General features: G+C 71.1%; 18 protein-coding genes and 1 tRNA gene. 10 read left to right on the plus strand and 9 right to left on the minus strand.

Annotation, left to right across the window (positions count from 1 at the left end):
- Positions 1-10: 10 nt before the first annotated feature.
- The 3 genes from DQ241_RS19000 to DQ241_RS19010 all read left to right on the plus strand — a co-directional run bounded on the left by DQ241_RS19000 (position 11) and on the right by DQ241_RS19010 (position 2,704).
- Complete coding sequence (locus DQ241_RS19000) at positions 11-808, plus strand: SDR family NAD(P)-dependent oxidoreductase (protein ID WP_113831774.1); 798 nt, start codon at positions 11-13, stop codon at positions 806-808.
- 204 nt (positions 809-1,012) lie between these two features.
- On the plus strand, positions 1,013-1,729 hold the full coding sequence (locus DQ241_RS19005) for a FadR/GntR family transcriptional regulator (RefSeq protein WP_158545979.1): 717 nt from the start codon (positions 1,013-1,015) through the stop codon (positions 1,727-1,729).
- A 93-nt stretch (positions 1,730-1,822) separates the two neighbouring features.
- On the plus strand, positions 1,823-2,704 hold the full coding sequence (locus tag DQ241_RS19010; protein ID WP_158545980.1) for a cyclase family protein: 882 nt from the start codon (positions 1,823-1,825) through the stop codon (positions 2,702-2,704).
- Between the two features lie 120 nt (positions 2,705-2,824).
- Here the strand turns inward: DQ241_RS19010 and DQ241_RS19015 are convergent, their stop codons facing one another.
- Positions 2,825-4,051, minus strand: a complete 1,227-nt coding sequence (locus DQ241_RS19015; RefSeq protein WP_113831777.1) for an MFS transporter — start codon at positions 4,049-4,051, stop codon at positions 2,825-2,827.
- 123 nt (positions 4,052-4,174) lie between these two features.
- Here DQ241_RS19015 and DQ241_RS19020 point away from each other — a divergent pair, with 123 nt between their 5' ends.
- Entirely contained in the window at positions 4,175-4,339 is a 165-nt protein-coding gene (locus DQ241_RS19020) for a hypothetical protein (protein ID WP_199584745.1), read from the plus strand.
- 30 nt (positions 4,340-4,369) lie between these two features.
- Positions 4,370-4,456: transfer RNA gene (locus DQ241_RS19025), tRNA-Ser, on the plus strand.
- Between the two features lie 77 nt (positions 4,457-4,533).
- Here the strand turns inward: DQ241_RS19025 and xerC are convergent.
- The 5 genes from xerC to DQ241_RS19050 form a co-directional block, all read right to left on the minus strand.
- A complete protein-coding gene (xerC, locus tag DQ241_RS19030) occupies positions 4,534-5,628 on the minus strand; it encodes a tyrosine recombinase XerC (protein WP_158545981.1) in 1,095 nt (364 codons plus the stop codon).
- Positions 5,629-5,726: 98 nt separating this feature from the next.
- Positions 5,727-5,972, minus strand: a complete 246-nt coding sequence (locus DQ241_RS19035) for a helix-turn-helix domain-containing protein (protein ID WP_233492564.1) — start codon at positions 5,970-5,972, stop codon at positions 5,727-5,729.
- Between the two features lie 49 nt (positions 5,973-6,021).
- Complete coding sequence (locus tag DQ241_RS19040) at positions 6,022-6,243, minus strand: AlpA family transcriptional regulator (protein ID WP_113831781.1); 222 nt, start codon at positions 6,241-6,243, stop codon at positions 6,022-6,024.
- Between the two features lie 159 nt (positions 6,244-6,402).
- Positions 6,403-10,026, minus strand: a complete 3,624-nt coding sequence (gene mobF, locus DQ241_RS19045) for a MobF family relaxase (protein ID WP_113831782.1) — start codon at positions 10,024-10,026, stop codon at positions 6,403-6,405.
- A 647-nt stretch (positions 10,027-10,673) separates the two neighbouring features.
- Positions 10,674-11,729: a toll/interleukin-1 receptor domain-containing protein gene (locus DQ241_RS19050; RefSeq protein ID WP_147252410.1), complete on the minus strand. Its 1,056-nt coding sequence runs from the start codon at positions 11,727-11,729 to the stop codon at positions 10,674-10,676.
- A 577-nt stretch (positions 11,730-12,306) separates the two neighbouring features.
- On the opposite strand from DQ241_RS19050, the gene DQ241_RS19055 reads away from it, so the two are divergent.
- Together DQ241_RS19055 and DQ241_RS19060 are read left to right on the plus strand one after the other, a co-directional pair.
- Positions 12,307-12,729 carry a flagellar protein FlhE gene (locus DQ241_RS19055; protein WP_113831784.1) on the plus strand — a complete coding sequence of 141 codons (423 nt, stop codon included), beginning with the start codon at positions 12,307-12,309 and terminating at the stop codon, positions 12,727-12,729.
- Positions 12,730-12,865: 136 nt separating this feature from the next.
- Entirely contained in the window at positions 12,866-13,381 is a 516-nt protein-coding gene (locus DQ241_RS19060; protein WP_113831785.1) for a hypothetical protein, read from the plus strand.
- Between the two features lie 403 nt (positions 13,382-13,784).
- On the opposite strand, the gene DQ241_RS19065 is transcribed toward DQ241_RS19060, so the two are convergent.
- Positions 13,785-14,045 carry a hypothetical protein gene (locus DQ241_RS19065; protein WP_147252411.1) on the minus strand — a complete coding sequence of 87 codons (261 nt, stop codon included), beginning with the start codon at positions 14,043-14,045 and terminating at the stop codon, positions 13,785-13,787.
- 117 nt (positions 14,046-14,162) lie between these two features.
- On the opposite strand from DQ241_RS19065, the gene DQ241_RS19070 reads away from it, so the two are divergent.
- The 3 genes from DQ241_RS19070 (at position 14,163) to DQ241_RS19080 (ending at position 17,254) form a co-directional block, all read left to right on the plus strand.
- Positions 14,163-14,435 (plus strand): hypothetical protein, encoded by a 273-nt coding sequence (locus tag DQ241_RS19070; protein WP_113831787.1) that lies wholly within the window; start codon positions 14,163-14,165, stop codon positions 14,433-14,435.
- A 63-nt stretch (positions 14,436-14,498) separates the two neighbouring features.
- Entirely contained in the window at positions 14,499-15,329 is an 831-nt protein-coding gene (locus tag DQ241_RS19075; RefSeq protein WP_113831788.1) for a TIR domain-containing protein, read from the plus strand.
- Entirely contained in the window at positions 15,326-17,254 is a 1,929-nt protein-coding gene (locus DQ241_RS19080; RefSeq protein WP_113831789.1) for a UvrD-helicase domain-containing protein, read from the plus strand. Before DQ241_RS19075 ends, DQ241_RS19080 begins: the two co-directional genes overlap by 4 nt.
- Before the next feature lie 1,205 nt (positions 17,255-18,459).
- On the opposite strand, the gene DQ241_RS20920 is transcribed toward DQ241_RS19080, so the two are convergent.
- Positions 18,460-18,624, minus strand: a complete 165-nt coding sequence (locus tag DQ241_RS20920) for a hypothetical protein (protein WP_199584747.1) — start codon at positions 18,622-18,624, stop codon at positions 18,460-18,462.
- Positions 18,625-18,657: 33 nt separating this feature from the next.
- On the minus strand, positions 18,658-19,573 hold a 916-nt coding region (locus DQ241_RS20705; RefSeq protein WP_158545982.1), incomplete at its 5' end, for a hypothetical protein.

Below are 19,573 nucleotides of genomic sequence, written 5' to 3' on the forward strand. Positions count from 1 at the left end.
AGGGATCGGCATGAGCAGGCAGCGATTCACCCCCGGGCGGACGGCGGTCGTCACCGGCGCGGCACAAGGGCTGGGCCGGGCGATCGCGGAGCGGTTCCTCGAGGAGGGCGTCCACGTCCTCCTCGTCGACCGCAACGAGGACGGGCTGGCACGGACGGCCGACGAGCTCTCCCGGGCCGGCCGGGTCGAGGCGCGCGCCGTCGACGTCACCGCCGCGACCGCCCCCGAAGAGATCCGGGACGCCGCCCTCGGCGCGCTCGGTGGGGTGGACATCCTCGTGAACAACGCCGGCATCGCCGGATCGCGGCCCGTCGGGGAGGTGGACGAGGCTCGCTGGCGGGACGTGCTCGAGGTCAACCTCAGCAGCGCGTTCCGCCTGACGAAGGCGGTGCTGCCGACCATGGTCGCCGCGGGCTACGGCCGGATCGTGAACATGGCCTCGATGACGGGCGTGACGGGCTTCCGCGGCAGCTCCGACTACGCCGTCAGCAAGGCCGGTCTCATGGCGCTCACCCGGTCGCTGGCGGCCGACTACGGGCCGTCCGGGATCACCGCGAACGCCGTGGCACCGGGCGCGATCCTCACCCCGCTCGCCGAGAAGATGCTCGCCACCCGGCCGGCCTGGTACGTGCGCGGGAACCTCGAGCTCAAGCCTGTCCCCCGCATCGGCGCCCCCGAGGACGTCGCGGCCGCGGTGGCCTTCCTCGCCTCGGACGAGGCCGGCTACGTCAGCGGTCACGTGCTCGTGGTCGACGGCGGGCTGACCGCGACCCACTACGTCCCCGACCGGTTCAGCGACGAGGGATGATCGATGGTGAACCGCGACGTGCTCGAACCGGTGTCGTCCAGGGCAAGAGCGCGCAGGCTGCCGCAGAATGCTGACGCCGGCACCCGGGTCGCCCGCCCTGCACTACGCTCTCACGCCGCATCTCGCCTGGTCGGCGGCGGGCACGATCGTCCGGCCCCCGTCCCCCCACGCACCTTTAGGCCCACAGGAAGAGGCTCCATCCAGATGATCCAGCGGCGAGGGCAGCTCCCCAAGGCCTCGGACATCGTGGTCGAGGCCATCCGCCAGAAGATCCTCGTCGAACGGCTGCCGGTCGGCACCCGTCTGCCGTCGGAAGCGGAGCTCGTGGAGGAGTACGGGCTCGGGCGGGTCACCGTGCGGGAGGCGCTGCGCATCCTCGAGCGGGACGGCCTGGTCGACGTCCGGCGTGGTCCGCACGGTGGGCTGTTCGTGCGGCACGCGGACATCGCGCAGGTCAGCGACGCGCTGGCGCTCATGTTCGCCTTGCGGAACACGACCCTCGGTGAGTTCGCCGCCTTCCGCCTCGCGGTGGAGCCGGAGGTCGCCCGGCTGGCGGCCCTCAACGCCACCGACGAGCAGCGCGCCGCGCTCGTCGCGGCAGCCTCCGACGAGCCTCCGGTGCTGCAGCGCACGGCCGACCTGCACAGCATGATCGCCGAGGCGTGCGGCAACGACGTGCACGAGATGGTGCTCAAGGGCCTGCACGTCTCCCTGGCCCACCACTTCCGGCGCGAGCTGATCACCGACGAGCACAAGGCCGGCACCGGCCGGGCGCACCGCAAGATCGCCGGGTGCATCGCGGCCGGGGACGCCGAGGGGGCGCAGCGCGCGATGACCAAGCACCTCGAGGTCTACGCCGCCTACATCCGGGACAACGGCCTCGAGTCCGAGCCGATCGTCCCCTCCGGTCCGCAGCGCTGAGCTGACCGACCGGCACCCGTCCGGCGTCCCCGGCGCACGGACCCACTCATCGACGCTGCGAGGTCCGCCTCGTCAAGGATGGAGGAGCGGCACATGTACGCAGACCTGCCGAACGGGGACGCGCGCGGCGTTTTCGGGGACGACGACGTCCTGGGCACGCTCAACCTGCAGACCCCCGACGCCGTCCGCCACGCGGCCGGGCTGGTGCGGACCGGCGCTGTCTTCAGCCTGAACGCACCGTTGGACTGGCCGGACCCGCCGCTGTTCAACCGCCAGCTGGTGCAGCACCACGTCTACCGCACGGCGATGGGCAACCGGGACGACTGGCTGGACGGCTTCTACCCGCAGGCCTCGTCGCAGTGGGACGGGTTCCTGCACATCTCCGATCCGGAGATCGGGTCGTACAACCACCTCGAGCCCGAGCGGCTGGGGATCGAGTCGTGGGCCGCCCGGGGCATCGCCGGGCGGGGTGTCCTCCTGGACGTCGAGCGCCACCTCCGGGCCGAGGGCCGGCCGCTGCACTGGCGGACCCGCACCGCGATCACCGTGGACGACCTCGAGGCCACCCGCGCGCGCGCCGGCGTGGAACCGCGCCGGGGCGACGTGCTGCTCGTCCGCACCGGCTGGGTCGCCGGGTACGAGGCCGCCGACGCGGAGGACCGGCTCGCGGTGCGCACCGACCAGACCTCCCCGGGGCTGGCCGCCGACCGCGCGATGGCCGAGTATCTCTGGGACTGGGGCGTCAGCGCGGTCGCGGCGGACAACATCGGGCTCGAGGCCATGCCCCTGCAGGGCGAGGTGCTCCACCACCGGTTGCTGTGCCGGCTGGGGATGCCCATCGGCGAGATGTGGTGGCTGGACGCGCTGGCCGGGGCGTGCGCGGCGGACGGGCGCTACGAGCACCTCCTCGTCTCGGCGCCGCTGCACGTGCGCGGCGGCATCGGGTCGCCCGCGAACGCCCTGGCGATCCGGTAGGACGTCCCCGGGCCTGATGGCCCTCCCCCGGGTTGATCATCGTCAGGTGGTCGGCCGGCACGCCGGTGGGGCGGGCCAGCTGGCGATGATCAACCGGGGGAAGAGGGGCCGGCGACCGGCTCAGGCTGACGCGCTGACCAGGCGGGGCCGGGCGGCGGCGATCCCGGCGAGCACCTGCAGCACCGTGACGGCGACGAGGAGCACCAGGCCGGCCTCCCAGCCGCCGCTGGCCTCGTGCAGCAGCCCGACGGCGAGCGGTCCGGTCGCCGCCAGCAGGTAGCCCACCGCTTGCGCCGCGGCGGACAGCCGCCCGGTCTGGGCGGCGTCGCGGGTGCGCTGCAGGACCAGCAGCATCGCCAGCGGGAACGACGCCCCGGTGCCGATGCCGTAGAGCAGCGCCCACAGCACCGGCGCCGCGTCGGGCGCGAGCAGCAGGCCGATCGGCGCGGCGAGCGCGGGGACGGCGGCGGCGAGCACCCACGGCACCTGGCCGGGGCGGCGCGCGGCCAGCGGCGGCACGAGCAGCGACAGCGGGACGCCCAGCAGGGCGGCGACGCCCACGAGCCCGCCGGCCGAGACCGCCGACATCCCGGCCTCGTCCCGCAGCACCGAGGCCAGCCAGGTGAGCATCGAGTAGAAGCCGAGCGACTGCAGGCCGAAGTAGGCCATGACCGCCAGGGCGACGCGGTCGCGCAGGATCGCGGTGCGCCGGCCGGGGGCGGCCGGCACGTCGACCCGGCCGGGGCGCGCCCGCACCAGCGCCACCAGCGCCGCCGTCGCGGCCAGCGCGGGAAGCCCCCACAGCGCGAGGGCGGTCAGCGCGCTGCCGGTCGCGTCGGTGAGCGGCTGGGCGAGGCCCGCCCCGAGGCTGGCCGACAGGCTCATCGATCCGGTGATGGCGCCGATCACGGCCGCGCTGCGGTTGCCGTACTCGGCCCGCCCGACGGCCGGGAGCAGCACGTTGGCGACGGCGATGCCCGCGGTGAGCAGCACGGTCCCGGCGAACAGCCCGACCGGACCGGCCAGCCGCAACCCGATCCCGGCCAGCACGACGACGGCGGCGGCGAGAACGGCGCGGTGCAGACCGATCCGCGCGGCGAGCATCGGGGCCAGCGGCGAGACCAGCCCGAAGCAGACGAGCGGGATGGAGGTGACGACCGACAGCGCCGCCGTCGACAGCGACAGCTCGTCCCCGAGCTCGCCGACCACCGGACCCACGGCGGCGAACGGGCCGCGCAGGCAGAGGGCCAGCAGGACGAGGGCCGCGCCCGGGAGCAGCAGCCGCCAGCGGCGTGGACCTGCGCCCGGGGGAGCGGTCGAGACGGGAGCGGCGCTGTCGGCGGACATCCTGGCCATCATCGGCCGCCGGGCCCGGGGCGGCGCGCACGGCCACCGCCTGGCGGAAGCATTCTATTGACCTTCGATAGGTAGTGGATGACTATCGACAGCACTGGAGCGTTTGGAGGAACCGTGCTGACGTACGTCGCCGCTGTCCTGCTCGTCGCCGTGGGGGTCGCCGCCATGGTCTTCGGCGAAGGGGACGACTCGCCAGGGCTGCAGGGCATCGGCCTGCTGATGATCGTCGGCGCGGTGCTCCTCGCCGTGCGGACCGCCCGGAGTGCCCACCGCGGCTGAGCCGGCGGCCCGCTAGCCTCGATGCCGCCAGGAGGGCTCGCCTAGTGGCCGATGGCGGCGGTCTTGAAAACCGCTATGGGGTAACACCCATCGTGGGTTCGAATCCCACGCCCTCCGCTCCTGACCTGCGGGTTTGCGCTGACCGCGGGTCTCCAGCGACGGGCGTCTGGCGCCGCTGCCGGCTCGCGTGCCCGCTACGTGCCCGTACGGTTCGGCGTCGTGCCCGCCGCGAGGCGCCCCAGGCGGGCCGCGACCTCGGCGTCGCGCCGCTCGGCCGCGTGCTGATAAATCATCGCCGCGCGGGACGACGAGTGGCCGGCACGTCGCATCACCTCGGCCAGGGTTGCCCCGCTCTGCGCCGCCAGGGTGAGTCCCGCATGCCGCAGGTCGTGCAGGTGGACGTCGGGCAGGCCGGCTGCTCGCCGGGCCGTGCTCCAGGCGGCGTGGACGTGATGGGCGCGGAGAACTCTCCCGTCCCTCCGCACGAACAGTCGAGCGGTTGGCAGCGCCGGGGAACGGGTCTTCAGGTGCTCCGCCAGGGCCGAGACGCCCTGCGGGGGGAGGTGGACGACGCGCTGGCTACCCACCTTCGGTGAGCTCTCCACCGGGCCCGCGTCCGTCTCCACGACCTGCCGCTGCACGGCCACGGTGCCGGCGTCCATGTCGATGTCGCCGATGCGGAGAGCCAACAGCTCGCCGAGGCGCATGTGAGCCCAGAACGCCAGGTCGACGAGGCCCCGGAGGTTCTCCGGCATGTTGGCGGAGAGGTGCTGCACCTGGTCGAGGTCCAGCAGTGGTCGCTCGTCGCTGCGGGCCTGGCCCGCACCCGTGATCCGGCAGGGATTCCGGGGGAGCGCGTCATCGGCAACGGCCGTGGCCAGGACGGCGTGGAGGAGTGCGTAGGCCTGTCTGGTCGCGGTCGGGCCGGTGGCTGCGCTGGTCTCGGCGTGCCATCGCCGCACGGCTGCCGGGGTGATCCGGTCGAGCGGCAGGCCTCCGAGCGTGGGGAGTACCCAGCGGTCGAGGGAGTGCCGGTAGGTCTCGCGGGTTCGCACGGCGAGGGGACGACCTCGAACGGTCCGCTCTGCCAGCCACGCCTGGCTGTACTCGCGGAGCGTGACGCCGCTGCGCAATGGGTCGAGCCAGACGCCGCGAGCCATGTCGACCTCTACCGCGGCCAGGAAGCGTGCCGCGTCGGTCTTGTTGGCGAATGTACTCGGTGCTGACCGGTCCCGGCCGTCCGGGCCCGGGTAGCGGGCCTGCCACCGGCCGGAGGGCAGCTTGCGCACGCGACCGAAACGCCGTCTACCGCTGCTTGCTGGCATAGCCCAACCTTGGTCGGCTTCGGCTCAGCAGGATACTCCTCTGTGGACGCACGATCGACGCCCTAGCGGCAGGGCACTCGGCCGGCCGTTACAAAGGCGTCCAACGCGCACCGCTCGAGACGCACGTGCTTGCCGAGCTTGACGTAGGTGATCCGCCGTTCGCTGATGAGGCGGCGGACGAAGCGCTGCCCGGTGCCCAGGTATTCGGCAGCCTGGTCGATGGTGAGCAGCTGAGGACAGTCGACGAGGGGCGCGTGCCCGCAGGCGGCCGCCTGTGGCGTTGCTGCTCCGAAGGTCGTCCGAGCCACGGTCGGATGCCTCCTGCATCCTGGTGAGTGCGCCTGCGGTGACGCACGTTCACCGCCGGCTCCCCGGATCGTTGGCGACCTTGGCGTGCTGCGCATCGATCCAGCACCGCAGGTCGTCGGAGCGGTAGAGGACGCGGCGGCCGAGGCGGAAGCTGCGCGGCCCGGTACCCAGGTGGCGCCAGTACCGGAGAGTGGCCACGGGAGCACGGAGGAGTCCGGCGGCCTCGGTGATGGTGAGCAGCTCGGACTCGCGGGCGGGGTGGTGGGACATGACTGGCTCCAGTGGGGTCGGTTGGGCTTGCTCCGTCAACGGAGAAGGCGCCATTTGGGCGCGATTGGTGACAGCCGACCACCGATGGCTTCCGAAATTCTCCACTTCTCCTCCTGTTGCTGGTGCCCGGGCCCGCGACCGGCGCGTGAGGGCGGCTGCTCATCGGCCGATGCCCGGCGCGGCGTCCCGCCGGGCGAGGAAGGGGCCGAGCCGCTCCGCCTCGGGCCGCGGGACGTCCGGGGCCGGTGCGGTCGGCCGCCGCGGGCGCGCGGATCCGCGATGGTCAGGGGTCGAGCCCTGTGTGCGCCAGGCCTCGCGTTCGCAGATGAGCCGGTCAGCGCGCTGAGCAAGGAGGGCCGGCTCGGCGGTGAGACTCGCGATGCGTGCGCGCGTGTCGGTGAGCTCCTGGCGGGTGGCGGCGATGTCGCGGTCCAGGTCGCTGAGCCGGCCGGCCGGGTCGGGGGTCCAGGCCACCGGCCCGAAGGGGTCGATCCGCTCGTCGCGGCGCCGGCCGGCCTCGGCCACGGCGTGCCGGGCCTGCTGGTGCGTGGTTCGGGCGGCATCGGCGGCTGCGCCGAGCTGCGCGTGTTCGGGGTGGGCGTGTTCGGCGGCCTGGCGGGCGGAGGTGTCGAACGCCTGCCATAGGGCTGGGCGGTCGTCGAACCAGCCGGCGACTGGGGCGAGGTCGGTGGGGTGGGTGGTCAGGGACGGCAGGTGCGGGCGCCACCGGTCGGCCCAGTCGGTGAGCTGCTCGCTGGCGCGGGCCACCGCGCCTCGCCGGAGGCTGAACCGACCAGGGCCACCGAGCACCACCTGCGCGGCTTGACGGGCGGCGGCTCGTTCGCCGTCCCAGCGCGCGAGCAGGGTGTCGCGGACCTGTTCGATGTGGGCGGCGACGGCCGCGTTGCTGTCCCCGGCCGCCCGTCTGGCCTGTTCTGCAGCGATCGCCGCTTGATCACGGGCGGCTTCGAGGTTCGCGAGTTCGCCGGCGTGCGGGGCTTCGAGCGCGACGACCTCGCGCAGCGTGTCGCGCTGCGACTCCCAGAACGCGAGCCGGTCCAGGCAGCGCTGCTCAGCCGTCCACGCCGTGCGCAGCTCGGCCAGCACCTCATCCAGGGGGCAGGCTGGGGCGTAGCGGGCGGCCTCGGCGACCGCAAGCTGGGCGGCGTGCGCGGGGCCGAGGTCAGCCCGATCGCGGGCGAACACGGCGACCCACTCCTCGCGGGCCTCGTCTGCGTCGGCGGCGACCAGGTGGGCGATGTTGGTCCCCCGGCCGCGGGTCATGCCGACGTAGGCCGACGCCGCCCCGGTGTGCTCGCCGACCACCAGGTGCGCGGCGGTGGCGGTCTCCCCTTGCACGCCGTGGGCGGTGCTGGCGTAGGCGAGCTCGACGTGTGCGGTGACGTAGCCGGCGGGCAGCACCCGCACACCTTGTGGGTCCGGGGTGACACCGCCGGGAACGTCACCGGTTGCAGGGCCGGCCGGGGTGACAACGAGTCCGCCGTTTCGGCCGACGGCGGTGACGGTCCAGGTGTCGCGGTTGGCCACGCCCAGGTCGCGGTCGTTGCGGCGGGTGGTGATCCGGTCCCCGCCGCCGATCCGCTGCCCGGATCCGGTGACGGTGACGCGCTGGTCGTCGACCCGGCCGGCGGCGACCAGAGCCTCGCGGATGGCGGCGTTGAGGTCGGCGGCCTGCTCGCGGGTGTCCACCACCGTCACGTGCCCGCCGCGGCGGAGCTGCTCGGCGGCGGCCCCCGCGATCGCCTCCTGCAGCGCGGCCGCGTCCGGGTGCAACTGGATCTGTCCGCGCGCCAGGAGCGCGTCGAAGACCACAGCAGGGTCGGCGCCGGTACGCATGGCCAGCGTCAGCTCTGCGTACTCGGTGTCCGGTGTCGTGCGGCCGGTGGCGTCGGTGCGGGTGAAGCGGTGCACCCCGTCCAGGATGAGGTGCGCGGCCGGGTCGACTGCGGCGGCGGCGAGGTCGAGGACGCCGCCGCGGCCGACCGCGGCCAGCTGGTGCCGGTCGCCGAGCAGCGCCACCCGCACGCCGCACTCGTCGGCCACGGTGAGCAGGGCGCGGGCGGTGTCCTGGTCGAGCATGCCGGCCTCGTCGACGACCAGCAGATCCCCCGGTCGCAGTCGCGCCCCCTCCGCCGGGCTGGTGTAGACCCGGTCGGTGGCCGGATCGGTCTCCCCGGGCGCGAGCCGGGCCCAGGCGCCGTCGGCGTTCCAGCGCCAGCCGTGCTGAAAGGCCAGCCACGCCGCCGACCCGGCCGCCGCGCCCACCTCCGTGGCGGCGACCTTGGCGGCCTTCAGCGTCGGGGTGACCACCACCAGCCCACGCCCCCGGTCGTGGAGCAGGGCCCGGGTGGCGGCCAGGGTGGTCGTCTTGCCGGCGCCGGCCGCACCCTCCACCACGACCAGTGGTCGGTCCCCGGCCAGCGCGGCGACCACCGCCGACTGGCCGGCATCCAACCTCACGCCGCCGGCCACGAGATCGACCAGGGGAGTCAGGTCCGGGTCCGGTTCCCTGGTCGTTGCGCGGGCGGCGAGGCGGGCGGTCAGGTCGGCCTCGACCTCGAGGACCGGCTGCGACGTCCAGGCCCGGATGTGTTCGGGCAAGCCGTCGCGATCCAGCAGCGGCAGACAGGGCGCCATCGCGCGGTCGGTGACGTCCTCGGCCAGCTCGACGCGCACCGCAGCGTCGACCACCACGCCTGCGGCGGCGATCAGCCGCTCCACCTCGCCGCGGACATCGGCGGCGTTCCACGCCGACCGGCCCGCCGCCAGCCGGGCCAGTGCGCGCTGCACCAACTCCTCCCGGTCGAGGGCGCCGACCGGGGTGGGGGCCCCGTCCACGGGTCCGGCGGGGCCGCGGTAGCCGAGCCCCGACAGCTGCCCCCGCCACCGCTCCTCGACGTTCGCGCCGGGCCGCGGCGTGACCTTGTCGGGGCGGCCGTCGGCCCAGGCCCGGACGTCCCACGCGCGGCGCAACGCCGGGCCGGGGTGTTCACCGGGGTGCGCAGCGGTCCATTCGGCTTCGTAGTGATCCACATTCCGGGTGATCTGCGCGTGCCGCGCGCTGAACGGCCCCGTGTACTTGGCGAGCTCCTGTATTTCTCCTGTGCCGTCCTTCATGTATCCCTTTGCGGCGAAGGCGGCGTTCAATTCCGGGTCACACGCCATCGCCGCGTGCCCGATCCCGTTGATCGCGCCCAGGAAGTCGCGGATGGCGACGGTGTGCAGCCCCCGCCATTTGTCGGCCGCGAACACGCGGGAGAGCACCTGCAGGTGCAGATGCCAGTGCGGGTCCTCCGCGCGGGAGGTGTAGTGCCGCACCGTCGCGGCCTCCAGCGCCTCGACAGGGACCTGCACCTGCCCGCCGCGCGGGCCCACCCGGGTGGTGGCGTGCTGGGAGAGCCAGGCGACGATCTGCTCGGCGGCGCGGTCCTGCGCCGCCTCGTACGCCGTCGCGATGTCCGGGTGCAGCGCGGCGGCCAGCGACCACGTCTTCGGGCCGTTGACCACCACCTCGACGAAGCGCACCGCGTGCTCGTCGCCGCGCAGCTGCCCCCTCGGCTCGCCTGTCTCCGGGTCGCGGCCGGCCACCCATGTCTCGTAGGCGTCACCGGTCAGCGGCGCCAGCTCGGTCACCCGGCCGTCGGTGGCGGTGTAGCGGCGGGCCACCCCGGTGCCTTCGGTGAGGTAGTAGTCATCAGCCCGGCCGCGGTCGGCCTCCACGTAGTGCCGGGCAGCCGCCGGCGCGCCGGCGTAGATTTTCATTCCGCCGTGCATTCTCAACGCCACCCAACAGTGACCAACAAGTCACCCCTAGAAACACCAATGGGCCCCGCGAAGCGGGGCCCGAGCTACCTCCGAAGGTAGCATTCGTGCCGATTCCTTGTGAAGACGCGAGGAATCGTGAAGAAGGGCTGGGGTGACGAGCGTAAAGACGCGGATGACGTCATGTCGTTGGTTGTTTACGGCGATTGTAAAACTGAGAGTAGGTTCGCATTACTTCGAGCGGCAGAGACGGTGGCGATCAGCTCCGGGGCGCCCCGGCTCGCGTCGCCGGCCTCGCTCGAACCGGTGGCGCGGATGTCGAACGGCAACTCGAGGACGACGCTGCCACCGGCTCGCAGGGCGTCCCAATTGGCCTTCCCAGCGGGAAAATTCCAACGGGCCGGCAACTACCGCGCCCGTATCCTCTTCGCCAGCGCCGCCCGGATGGCAGCGTGAACACCCATTCAGCAGGGCCGTTCACCAGGAACTGCGAGAGCCGTCTTACGAGACGGCGGCCGAGCGGCGCTCACTCCGTCCTGCGGTTCTCCCGACCGGGGTTCCTCATGCGACGAACCGATGAACCGCACCACTCGCGACAGGCACGCGCACTCGACGGTCGCGCGCTATGAGCGCGACGACGAGCCAGATCAGGAAGTCAGCAACGTGTCCCAGACCTGGCGCTTCTTGAGGTCGAGCGGCATGCCGTATTCGGCCTGGAAGACCTCGAACAGTTCTGGCTCCGCGGCCTTCCGGAGAAAGGTCATCAGTTCCTGAAGCGCATCGCGTGCAGCACTGACCTTGGCGAAGCCGTAGTCAGGCACAAGCGTGTCGTCTGCGCTCCCACCGAGGAGTTCGCCATCGTCGTAGGCCTTCTTTGCGTCGCGGTGCGTCCCTTGGTCCTCGAAGGCGTCCGGCCAAGGCATCTCGCTCCCGAGAACGTCCCAACGGACGGCCTCGCGAACGATCGGCCTGAGCCTCTGCAGCGCCTTGTATGCCTGCGCCACGAGAGCGTCAAATCGGTTCCGATGGTCCGTGGGCAGTATGGCCCGCGCTACGTCAACGGGGTCCTTCAAACTGCTCACCGCGCTGAGCTGCTGCTCCAGCTCGGCGATCTGCCTCTCCATGTCGTCGATGACCTGGTCGGACTGAGTGACCTTCTCTTCCAGCTTCTCCAGATCCGCGACGGAGGCCACCTGCGGCGCGGGAAGCGTTGCGGCCAAGTCGTCCACCGCCCTTTCCCACTTGCGAACGTGACGGCCCCACGTCGGCGTGCCGGAGTGATGCCCCACGGCGTTGCCTACGCGCTCGTGTAGTTGGTCCAGTGCATCCCGTTCGTTGCTGAAGCGGATGAGAAGCGAGGGAAGGATGCCATCTAGGTCACCGCGCTTCATGCCGGGCGCAAGCAGTGGGAACAGCTTGTCGTCGCCAACCATCCCCCAGGCCGCTCCGAGCTCAGCCATGCATATAGGACGGGTGAGGTAGGTCGGAGTGATCAGGGCGACGACCAGGTTCGCTGCCCCTACCTGCTTGCGGACGTAGGACATCAGGTCGGCCCCTGGAGGTACGCCTGTGTCGGCGCCGGAGGTGTAGAACAAGTCGCCGTTCTCAAGGTCGAGGTCGCAGCCCAGTTGAAGGACGTTGGAGACGAACTGTTCGACGTACTCGCCGTCAGCGGACGCATGGCTCACGAATACCCCGGGCACACGAAGACCGTACCCAGCGGACCTGTGTCCGCGAGAGCGGATCGCAACGGCAGGTCTCGCCAGCACAGGCACGGGCACCGAGGCGTCCGACCTCTCGTCCGAGGCGCCGATCAGCGCACGTCAGACACCCGTAGCCGCGGTGCTCGCGCTTCCCGTCGTCCCGCGGCGGGAACGGCTATGGGCGGCACGGAGTGGACAGGCCCACGCGACGCGGATCCCGGTCCTTGTCGTCACCGTCCCGGCGCTTCCGGAGCACGCAAGTCTCACCTTTTCTCCATCACTTGCTGGTGCCTCGGTAGCGCCGCAGTTGCCGGACTCGTCAGCGGGTCGTCGCCCCAATCGTCCACGCGTCCGCGTCCGCGTTGACGTGGCGTATGGGGCGGGTGTGACGCCTGCGCCTCGCCACGTAGGCCCGACACGCGACTGGACCAGGCAGTCCCGAACCTGCTTATTGACCGGACGGGGAAGCGCCATCAACGATCTGAACGTCGGTGACTCGGAACCGGAACAGCCGGTCCGCCGCAGCCACCGCAAGGCCAGGAGGTTCTCATGATCAAGCGGCTTCTCACGATCGGCGATGGCCGCGCTCGCCATCGCGCTCGGCACAACTGTGGTCGACTCGGCCACGGCGCCGGCCACAGCCCTCGGCGCCTTCAGTCACGAAGGCGTCGGCCCGACGATGTACCAGACGAACCGGGCGTACACGACGCCGCAGAAGGCCTCCCCGGCCGGGGTTACCGGCACGGTTGATGGCATCAACGTGCGCTACAGCTTCAACACCGCCAACGGCGCCCAGCCCCCAGGTCTGACGGTCAGCCTCTGCAACTTGCAGCGCTGCGTCCCGATCACCCGCAGCGGCCAGTGGACGTATGACTTCACCGGCGATCCTGCGAACAACACCTGGTGGATGACGTTCTACTCGAGCGCGAGCACGACCTACGTCTTCAAGCCGAATCCCTACTACGGAGGGAACTACGCCTACCAGGTCAACTACAACTGATCGAAAGGCAGCAGAGGCACTGCCTGGGGCGAGCGCCGCCAGGCAGTGCCTCGCGTCGTCAGTCTGCGGCGCATTGCATCGGTCCCACGTTGTGCCGATACCAGAGAAACCACGACGCACCGAGAAGGAGCACCTCATGCAGGTCGGACGTCCATCCATCCACTTCCAGGCCGCGACTCCGCCATACGCGCACTCGGCGAACAGCTCGCGCGGTGCCGCCGCAACCGGCGATTTCGGTGCCGCCCTGGCTTCGGCTTCAGCAGCGCAGGAGCTGCCGAGCGAGGTAAGTGACGCCGACCGCTACGCCCCTCGGCCGGGGAGCCTCTTGTCCTACTTGACGCCGGCGGATCGGCAGATGTTGGCCGCAGCGACCGGTTTTCAGGTGTCATCCGACGGCGTTGTCCAGAATCCTGGGCCTCACCCGGTGCATCCGCTGCTTTCGGAGGTCGCCATCAATCGGATGACCGGGCATCTGGAGGGTGGCGCCACGGCGTCATACCTGACCGACCTCTTCGCCAAGTACAAGGGGGACGCGGAGCTCGGTAGCTTCTTCACTGATGACGTGCTCGGCAAGGCGCTCGACCACCTGAGCGGCGAGCGCCGCCGCCGCGAAAGCGGCGACCCTGCCTCGAACTTCAGCTTGCGCCTCTAGCCGCAGCACCTCGCTGACCCCGACGTCCTGTCGGCATTCAGCAGGACACGGGACGCCGCGGCCGGCATGCCGCCGAGCAGCCGGCCGCGGCGCCCGCTCTTGAGCAGCAGCCACGCCTGTTTAGGGCAGGCGAGCTTTGCAGGCGACGTGAGAGCAAGGGGGCCTGTCGCCGATCCGTGTCCGGCGTTGAGCCGCTGGGGCGACGAACGCTGCGCCGCCTCCACTCACCGTGGACGGGAAAGGCGGCGGGCAGGCCGCTGATACCAGGCAGCTTCCGGCTCGCAGAATCGCGCTGCCGTGTGCTTAACCCGTACCGGACGCCACGGCCGACCTAGCTCAATACGTCGGGAGATCAAGGCAAGGGGATCGTGAAACGGGACAGCAGGGGCTCAGAGGGGTGCTGCTACCTGTTCGCCTGGGTTTCAGGCTCAAGCTCTGGCCGTGAGCGGCGAGCGCGACGGCGTTCCGGGTGAGCTCGGTTGTCCGCAATCTGGGCGAGCAGCTCAGGCATGGCCATAATCCGTGCCTCGGCCTCGGTGAGTACGACGGCCGGTTCCATGATGATCGTTCCGTCGGGCTCTTCGTGGACAACATAGCGGGTGTGGTGACCGATCTTGCCAAGGCTGACGCGGCGGCGATCGTCCAGCTCGATCACGGTGTCCATGCGCTTGAAGGTACACACCCTTAGCGCCCAGTTTCCACTTCTGGGCTATCCGTCCCTGGCGCTTTGCCCCCGTGGGGTGAACGGGGCATGGGGGTTCAGGGTCGTAGACTGCTGCGCGTGCCGCACCCCGTCGAGCTCGACCCCGAACCGTTCGCGGAGCTGGAGCGCCTGCACCAGGTCGACCCGCGGGTCGCCGAACGGGTCGAGCGCATGCTCGATCTCATCGAGGCCGATCCGGGCGCCGCGGTCGTCCGCCGGCGGCACCTCCGCCCACCGGGCCTGTGGATGATGTCCGTCGACCTAGACGACCAGGACGATCTGATGATCCTGTGGGACCTGGACGGGCAGACCCCGGTCGTGCGGCATCTCGGGACGTCGGTCTTCACGTGACCGGTGCGGTGGTGACGTCCGCGAGGGCGGTCGGTCGGATGCGGGCCGCCCGCGGGGTGGACGATGGCTGAGCTGGGCGGCACGCTGCGCGCTGGTGCGCTGCCGCGGTTGGAGGAGCTGGTGCGGCAGGGGCACAACGTGCCGGGGTCGGCTACGAGTCCGGAGCAGCTCCTGCACCGGTTCCACGACTTCGATCAGGCCGGCCGGCGCCTGCTGCGCGACGTGTTCCCCGACCGGGTGGCGCTGGAGCGTTTCGACACCCCCGCCGGGCAACGGCTGCGCACCGGCGAGGTGCCCCGGCGGGAGGTGGCGCGGCTGGTCCTGGCCGACATCGAGGACAAGGTCGCGACCCTGACCGACCTGATCGCCCACTCGAAGCACGCCGGAGTGGTCGCCGGAGCTCATCCCGATCCCTCGCTGGACTTTGTGAAGGAGACCGTTTCGGTGAAGCTGTTCGTAGTCCATGGCCACAACGAGCAGGTGAAGCACCACGTCCAGCTGGTCCTGGCCCGGGCGCTGCCAGGCGCGGACGTCATCGTGCTGCACGAGCAGCCCAGCGGAGGCAGCTCGACGATCATCGAGAAGCTGGAGCGCTACGCCACAGACGTGGACTTCGTCGTCGTGCTGCTCACCGGCGACGACCAGCTCACGACCGCCACGGGCGAGGTCGAGCGCCGGGCTCGGCAGAACGTCGTCCTCGAGCTCGGCTACTTCCTGGCCAAGCTGGGCCGGCACAAGGTCGTCGCCCTGCACGAGGCCGGCCTCGTGCTGCCCAGCGACTTCAGCGGCGTTCTCTACATCTCCTACGACGCCGGCGGGGGCTGGCGCGGCGAGCTGCTCAAGGAGCTGGATCACGCCGGGCTGCGCCCCGACTGGGCGCAGGCGCTGAAGTGAGCTGGGCTGAGGGACTTAGCCCGGCGCAACGGGATGTGGCCGGCGCCCGCGGCCTCGACCACGCCCGGCTGCTGGCCGGCCCGGGCACCGGCAAGACCCATGTGCTGGTGCGCCGTGCCGAGTACCTCCTGGAGGCCGTCGGCCCGGATCAGACGCTGCTGGCCCTGACCTTCACCCGCGCGGCAGCCGCCGAGATGCGCGCCCGCCTCGACGCTCGGCTCGGCCCGGCCGCCGAACGGGTCAAGGTCTCCACCCTGCACGCCTACGCGCTGGGGCAGTTGCTGAACAACCCCGACGCCAGCGGCCGGCTGTTTCGGCCGCTGCGCGTGGTCGGGGACTGGGAACAACGCCACGTGGTCGAACAGGAGCTCAGCCAGGCGACGGGGCGCCCGGTCCGGCAGGTCCGCACCGCGCTCGCTGCACTGGAGAACGACTGGAACACCCTCACCGCCGACCGGGAGGGCTGGCAGGAAGGCCACAGCGACGCAGCGTTCATCGGCGCCTGGGTCACCCACCGGGCCGCCTACGGGTACACGCTGCGCGCCGAGCTGGTCTACCAGTTCCTCGGCGAGCTGCGACAGGACCCCGGCCTGCAGCCCTTCCCCGCACCGGCCGCCCTGCTCGTCGACGAGTTCCAGGACCTAAACAGCTGCGACCTTGATGCCATCCGGGAGCTGGCCACCCGCACCGGCGCCGCCGTGTTCGCCGCCGGAGACGACGATCAGAGCATCTACGGATTCCGCGCCGCCGCCCCCGAAGGGATCCGACTCTTCGCCGACTTCTACCACGGCGCGGCAGACCTGCGGCTGACCGAGTGCCGCCGCTGCGGCCCGCAGATCGTCGACCTCGCCACCTGGCTGATCGACCAGGAACCTGGCCGTACCCCCAAGACCCTCACCTCCACCAGCGGCGAGGAAGACCACGTCGACCTGATTCGCTTTCCCGACCAGCACGCCGAGGCCAGCGGCCTGGCCGAGTTGATCGACGCCGCGATCGAGGCCGGCACCCCGCCGGAACAGATCCTCGTACTGTTCCGCAAAGACCCCCGCGGGCGCGCCAGCGCCCTGCTCGACGAGCAGCTTACCGCCGCCGGCCGACTCACCTATCAGCCCCGCACCAACGACGAGCCCGACCCCGACCTGGTCCGCCTGCAGTTCTATCTCCAGCTCGCCCTGGCCCTCGCCGAAGGCGACCTCGACCACCTGTCTCTGCGGGGCCTGCTCGAGTTGGAAGACAACCGTATCGGGGCCAGAACACTGCACGCGGTGCTGCAGCTGGCCATCGACACCGGCCGGCGCTTCGGCGACGCGATCGACCTCTACCGCCACGCCCCGCACAACCTGACCACCGCGACCCGTACCCGGCTACTCACAGCCACCGCGGACATCCTCGCCCGGGCCCGGCAGTTCCAGCCCGCGGCCGAGGAGAGCATCGGCGACTACGTCGACCGGATCGCCGACCTCGTCGGCGTCACCGGCGACACCCTCGCCCCGATCCGGCTCGCCCTCGCGCCGGTGCCTGCCGGCCTGGACGACCTCATCGACGCATCGACCCACCAACGCGACCTGCTCGCCGCCCTCAGCGGACTGGCCGACACCCAACCGGCCACCCTGCCCGGCCACGTCACCCTCACCACCATGCACGCCGCCAAGGGCCTGACCGCCGACGTGGTAATCGTCTGCCAGATCGAAGACGAAGAGCTCCCCGGCGACGCGCCCCGGGCCGAGCTCAACGAACTGCGCAGACTCCTGTACGTCTCCCTCACCCGCGCCCGCCGCCACCTCGTGCTGTCCCTCTGCGCGGCCCGCACCGGAGCCCAGGGCTACGGCCGCGCCGGTCGCCGTACCTCGCGCCAGCGGCTCACCCGATTCCTCACCGACCGGGGCCTGCGCGCCCGCTCGATCGACGACCTGCGTCCCCGGTGACGAGTCCACCAGTCTGGTGGATGCTCTGCGGCACGTCCCGAGAGGGAAACGGCAGCGGCGACGAGGCGGCTCTGACGGCGACCGCGGGAGCGGTCGCCGTCAGGGGTCCCTCTTGCGGACACCGGGGCAGCCTGACCGATGCCCGTCTGCGCAGCTAAGCAGGAGTCGAGTAGCCCTACGTTCAGGACCGGAGGTGCTCACAGAGAATGAAGACGGATTCGTCGCGCCCAGTGCCGGGCTCGACAGCATGACGCCGGCGAACAGCCCACTTTGCACCCCGCTCCCCATAACCAGCTCTCCTCCGACTGCGCTGCGCCGGGGGAAGGGTGGGCCGGAGGCCCATCCCGCAGGGACGCGCAGCGCCCTTCCGGCGGCCGGTGCAGTCGGAGAGACTCCCGCGGTGATGGGGGCGGGTGCGACAAGCATGACCGGCACGTGGAGCACCGCCAGGTCGCTATTCCCCTGAACAGGTTGAGGGTGACGGTCCGAGGCTCCACGGAGGTGGCGGTAACCCGCGAAGTCCGTCCGACGAGACGGAGGCTCCGGGCAGTCCCTCCTTTCGGCGTATCGCACCGAGGCCAAGCCGGTCGGGCGTCAACGGTCGAGCAGGCTCTCGCGGTTCGGCCATGAGGCTGCGCGGTGTCTACCGCTCCCACCGACGCCCGGAGATCGGCGGCGGCACGGCTGCTGCGGCGGAACCTTCGTGCCCGCTGCGTGCCCGTAGTACGGGCACGCAGCGGCTGTTGGCGGTAGCCAGCGGTCTCAATGATTCCCGCGTTGACCTGCGAAAACGATTGATCGTCATTGGTTCGAAGAGTGCCTGAGCCAAGCTTGAAAACCGCTAAGAGGTAACCCCTCTTCGTGGGTTCGAATCCCACGCCCTCCGCTCCGGCGGCTACGCGTAAGCCGTAGCCGTGGATACGCGAAACTCTCGATCCGCTCTCGCCCTGCTGGGGGGATCGAAGGGGCGTCGAGAACCCTGAAAGTGGAGGCTGCGAGGAGCCGCCGGGGCGCCAGAAGAACGTCAGCACTATGCGTGGCTATGACGCCAGCAACCGCTGAGCGGGTCCGGCATCAGCCTGTCTCGGGCTGTGATCGGCTCACCGTAGTGATAGGAAGCAGGGACCGAGCGGCGGGCCCGGAGGTGCTTTCCTCATCTCCGAACCCGCCGCCCAGGTGTCAGGTCCCCCTGGGAGGACCGGCCGTCACTTTTCCCGGCGGACGCCCTTGAACGGCGTCGCCGACGACGTCTTCTGGTCCATGAAGCGCCCGTTCGAGCCGCGCTTCACCCAGTTGCCGTTGGGAGCCTTGGTCTGGCTGCGCCCGGTCACGCTCCCGTGGCGATAGCCCTTCCCAGTGTTGGTGGCCATCTCATCACCTCCCTTCTCTCTCACGATGTCTGCTCAGCGGCGGCCAGTTGCTCGCCGTGAGACCTCCTTGACGACGCGGATCCGCTTGCGGCGGACCGATTCGCCAAACTCAGGTGGGAACCCCGCGATGACCGCTGCGTCGGCCCAGGTGCAGCCGGGACCGGTGTGGGCCAGGCAGACCTTGCGCTCCTCCGGGGTCATCAAGGCCAAGACCCGGTTGAGTCGGTCGTCGTCGAACCCGTAGTCCACAGGCTCGGCAACTGGCATCTCGTCCCGAACCTGGTCAAGGACGGTGCTCAGGGTTCCGTCGGCACGGGCGATCGGCCGATCCAGGAGCCCAACCGTTCGTCTGTTGATCTGCGTCTCGTAGACCGGCCGGTGGCGTCGAGCCCCGCTGACCGTCTCCTTCTTCAGGTCTGCGAGCAAGCCTGGGACTGCCCACACGTCGACGTCATCGGGCGTCCATTCTGGGTCCAGCAGAGCATCGGCAGCGGCCTGGAGGTGGGCGTCTTCGGGGTGGCGCATGTCGAGCCACTCCCGCAGGAACGCGCGCACGAGGTCCCAGTGGCCGTGCAGTACCGCGTCCCGAGCCGAACGGGCGGCTCGCAGCGCCCGACGCGCCCAGGCGGCCGACGCCTTTCCCACGTCGGCCAGGTCCCGCCAGATCCGCAGGCTCGTCGAAAGCCAGTCATGCACGTTGGTCCAGCGCGGCAGCAGGTCGCTAACGAGACGAGGCACGAAGTCGAAGGCGGCGCGAGGGATCTCGATCTTGGGGATCAGGTTGCGCAAGAAGGTCGCCTGCATCTCTGCCACCTGCGGGACGTTGAACTTCGGGAGCGCTGGTGCCAGGTTCCGGAGCAGGTTGGCGTGCATCTCTGCTGCCTGCGGGACGTTGAACTTCGGGAGCGCTGGTGCCAGGTTCCGGAGCAGGTTGGCGTGCATCTCTGCT

The organism is Blastococcus sp. TF02A-30 (assembly GCF_003319185.1).
Classification (GTDB): Bacteria; Actinomycetota; Actinomycetes; order Mycobacteriales; family Geodermatophilaceae; genus Blastococcus.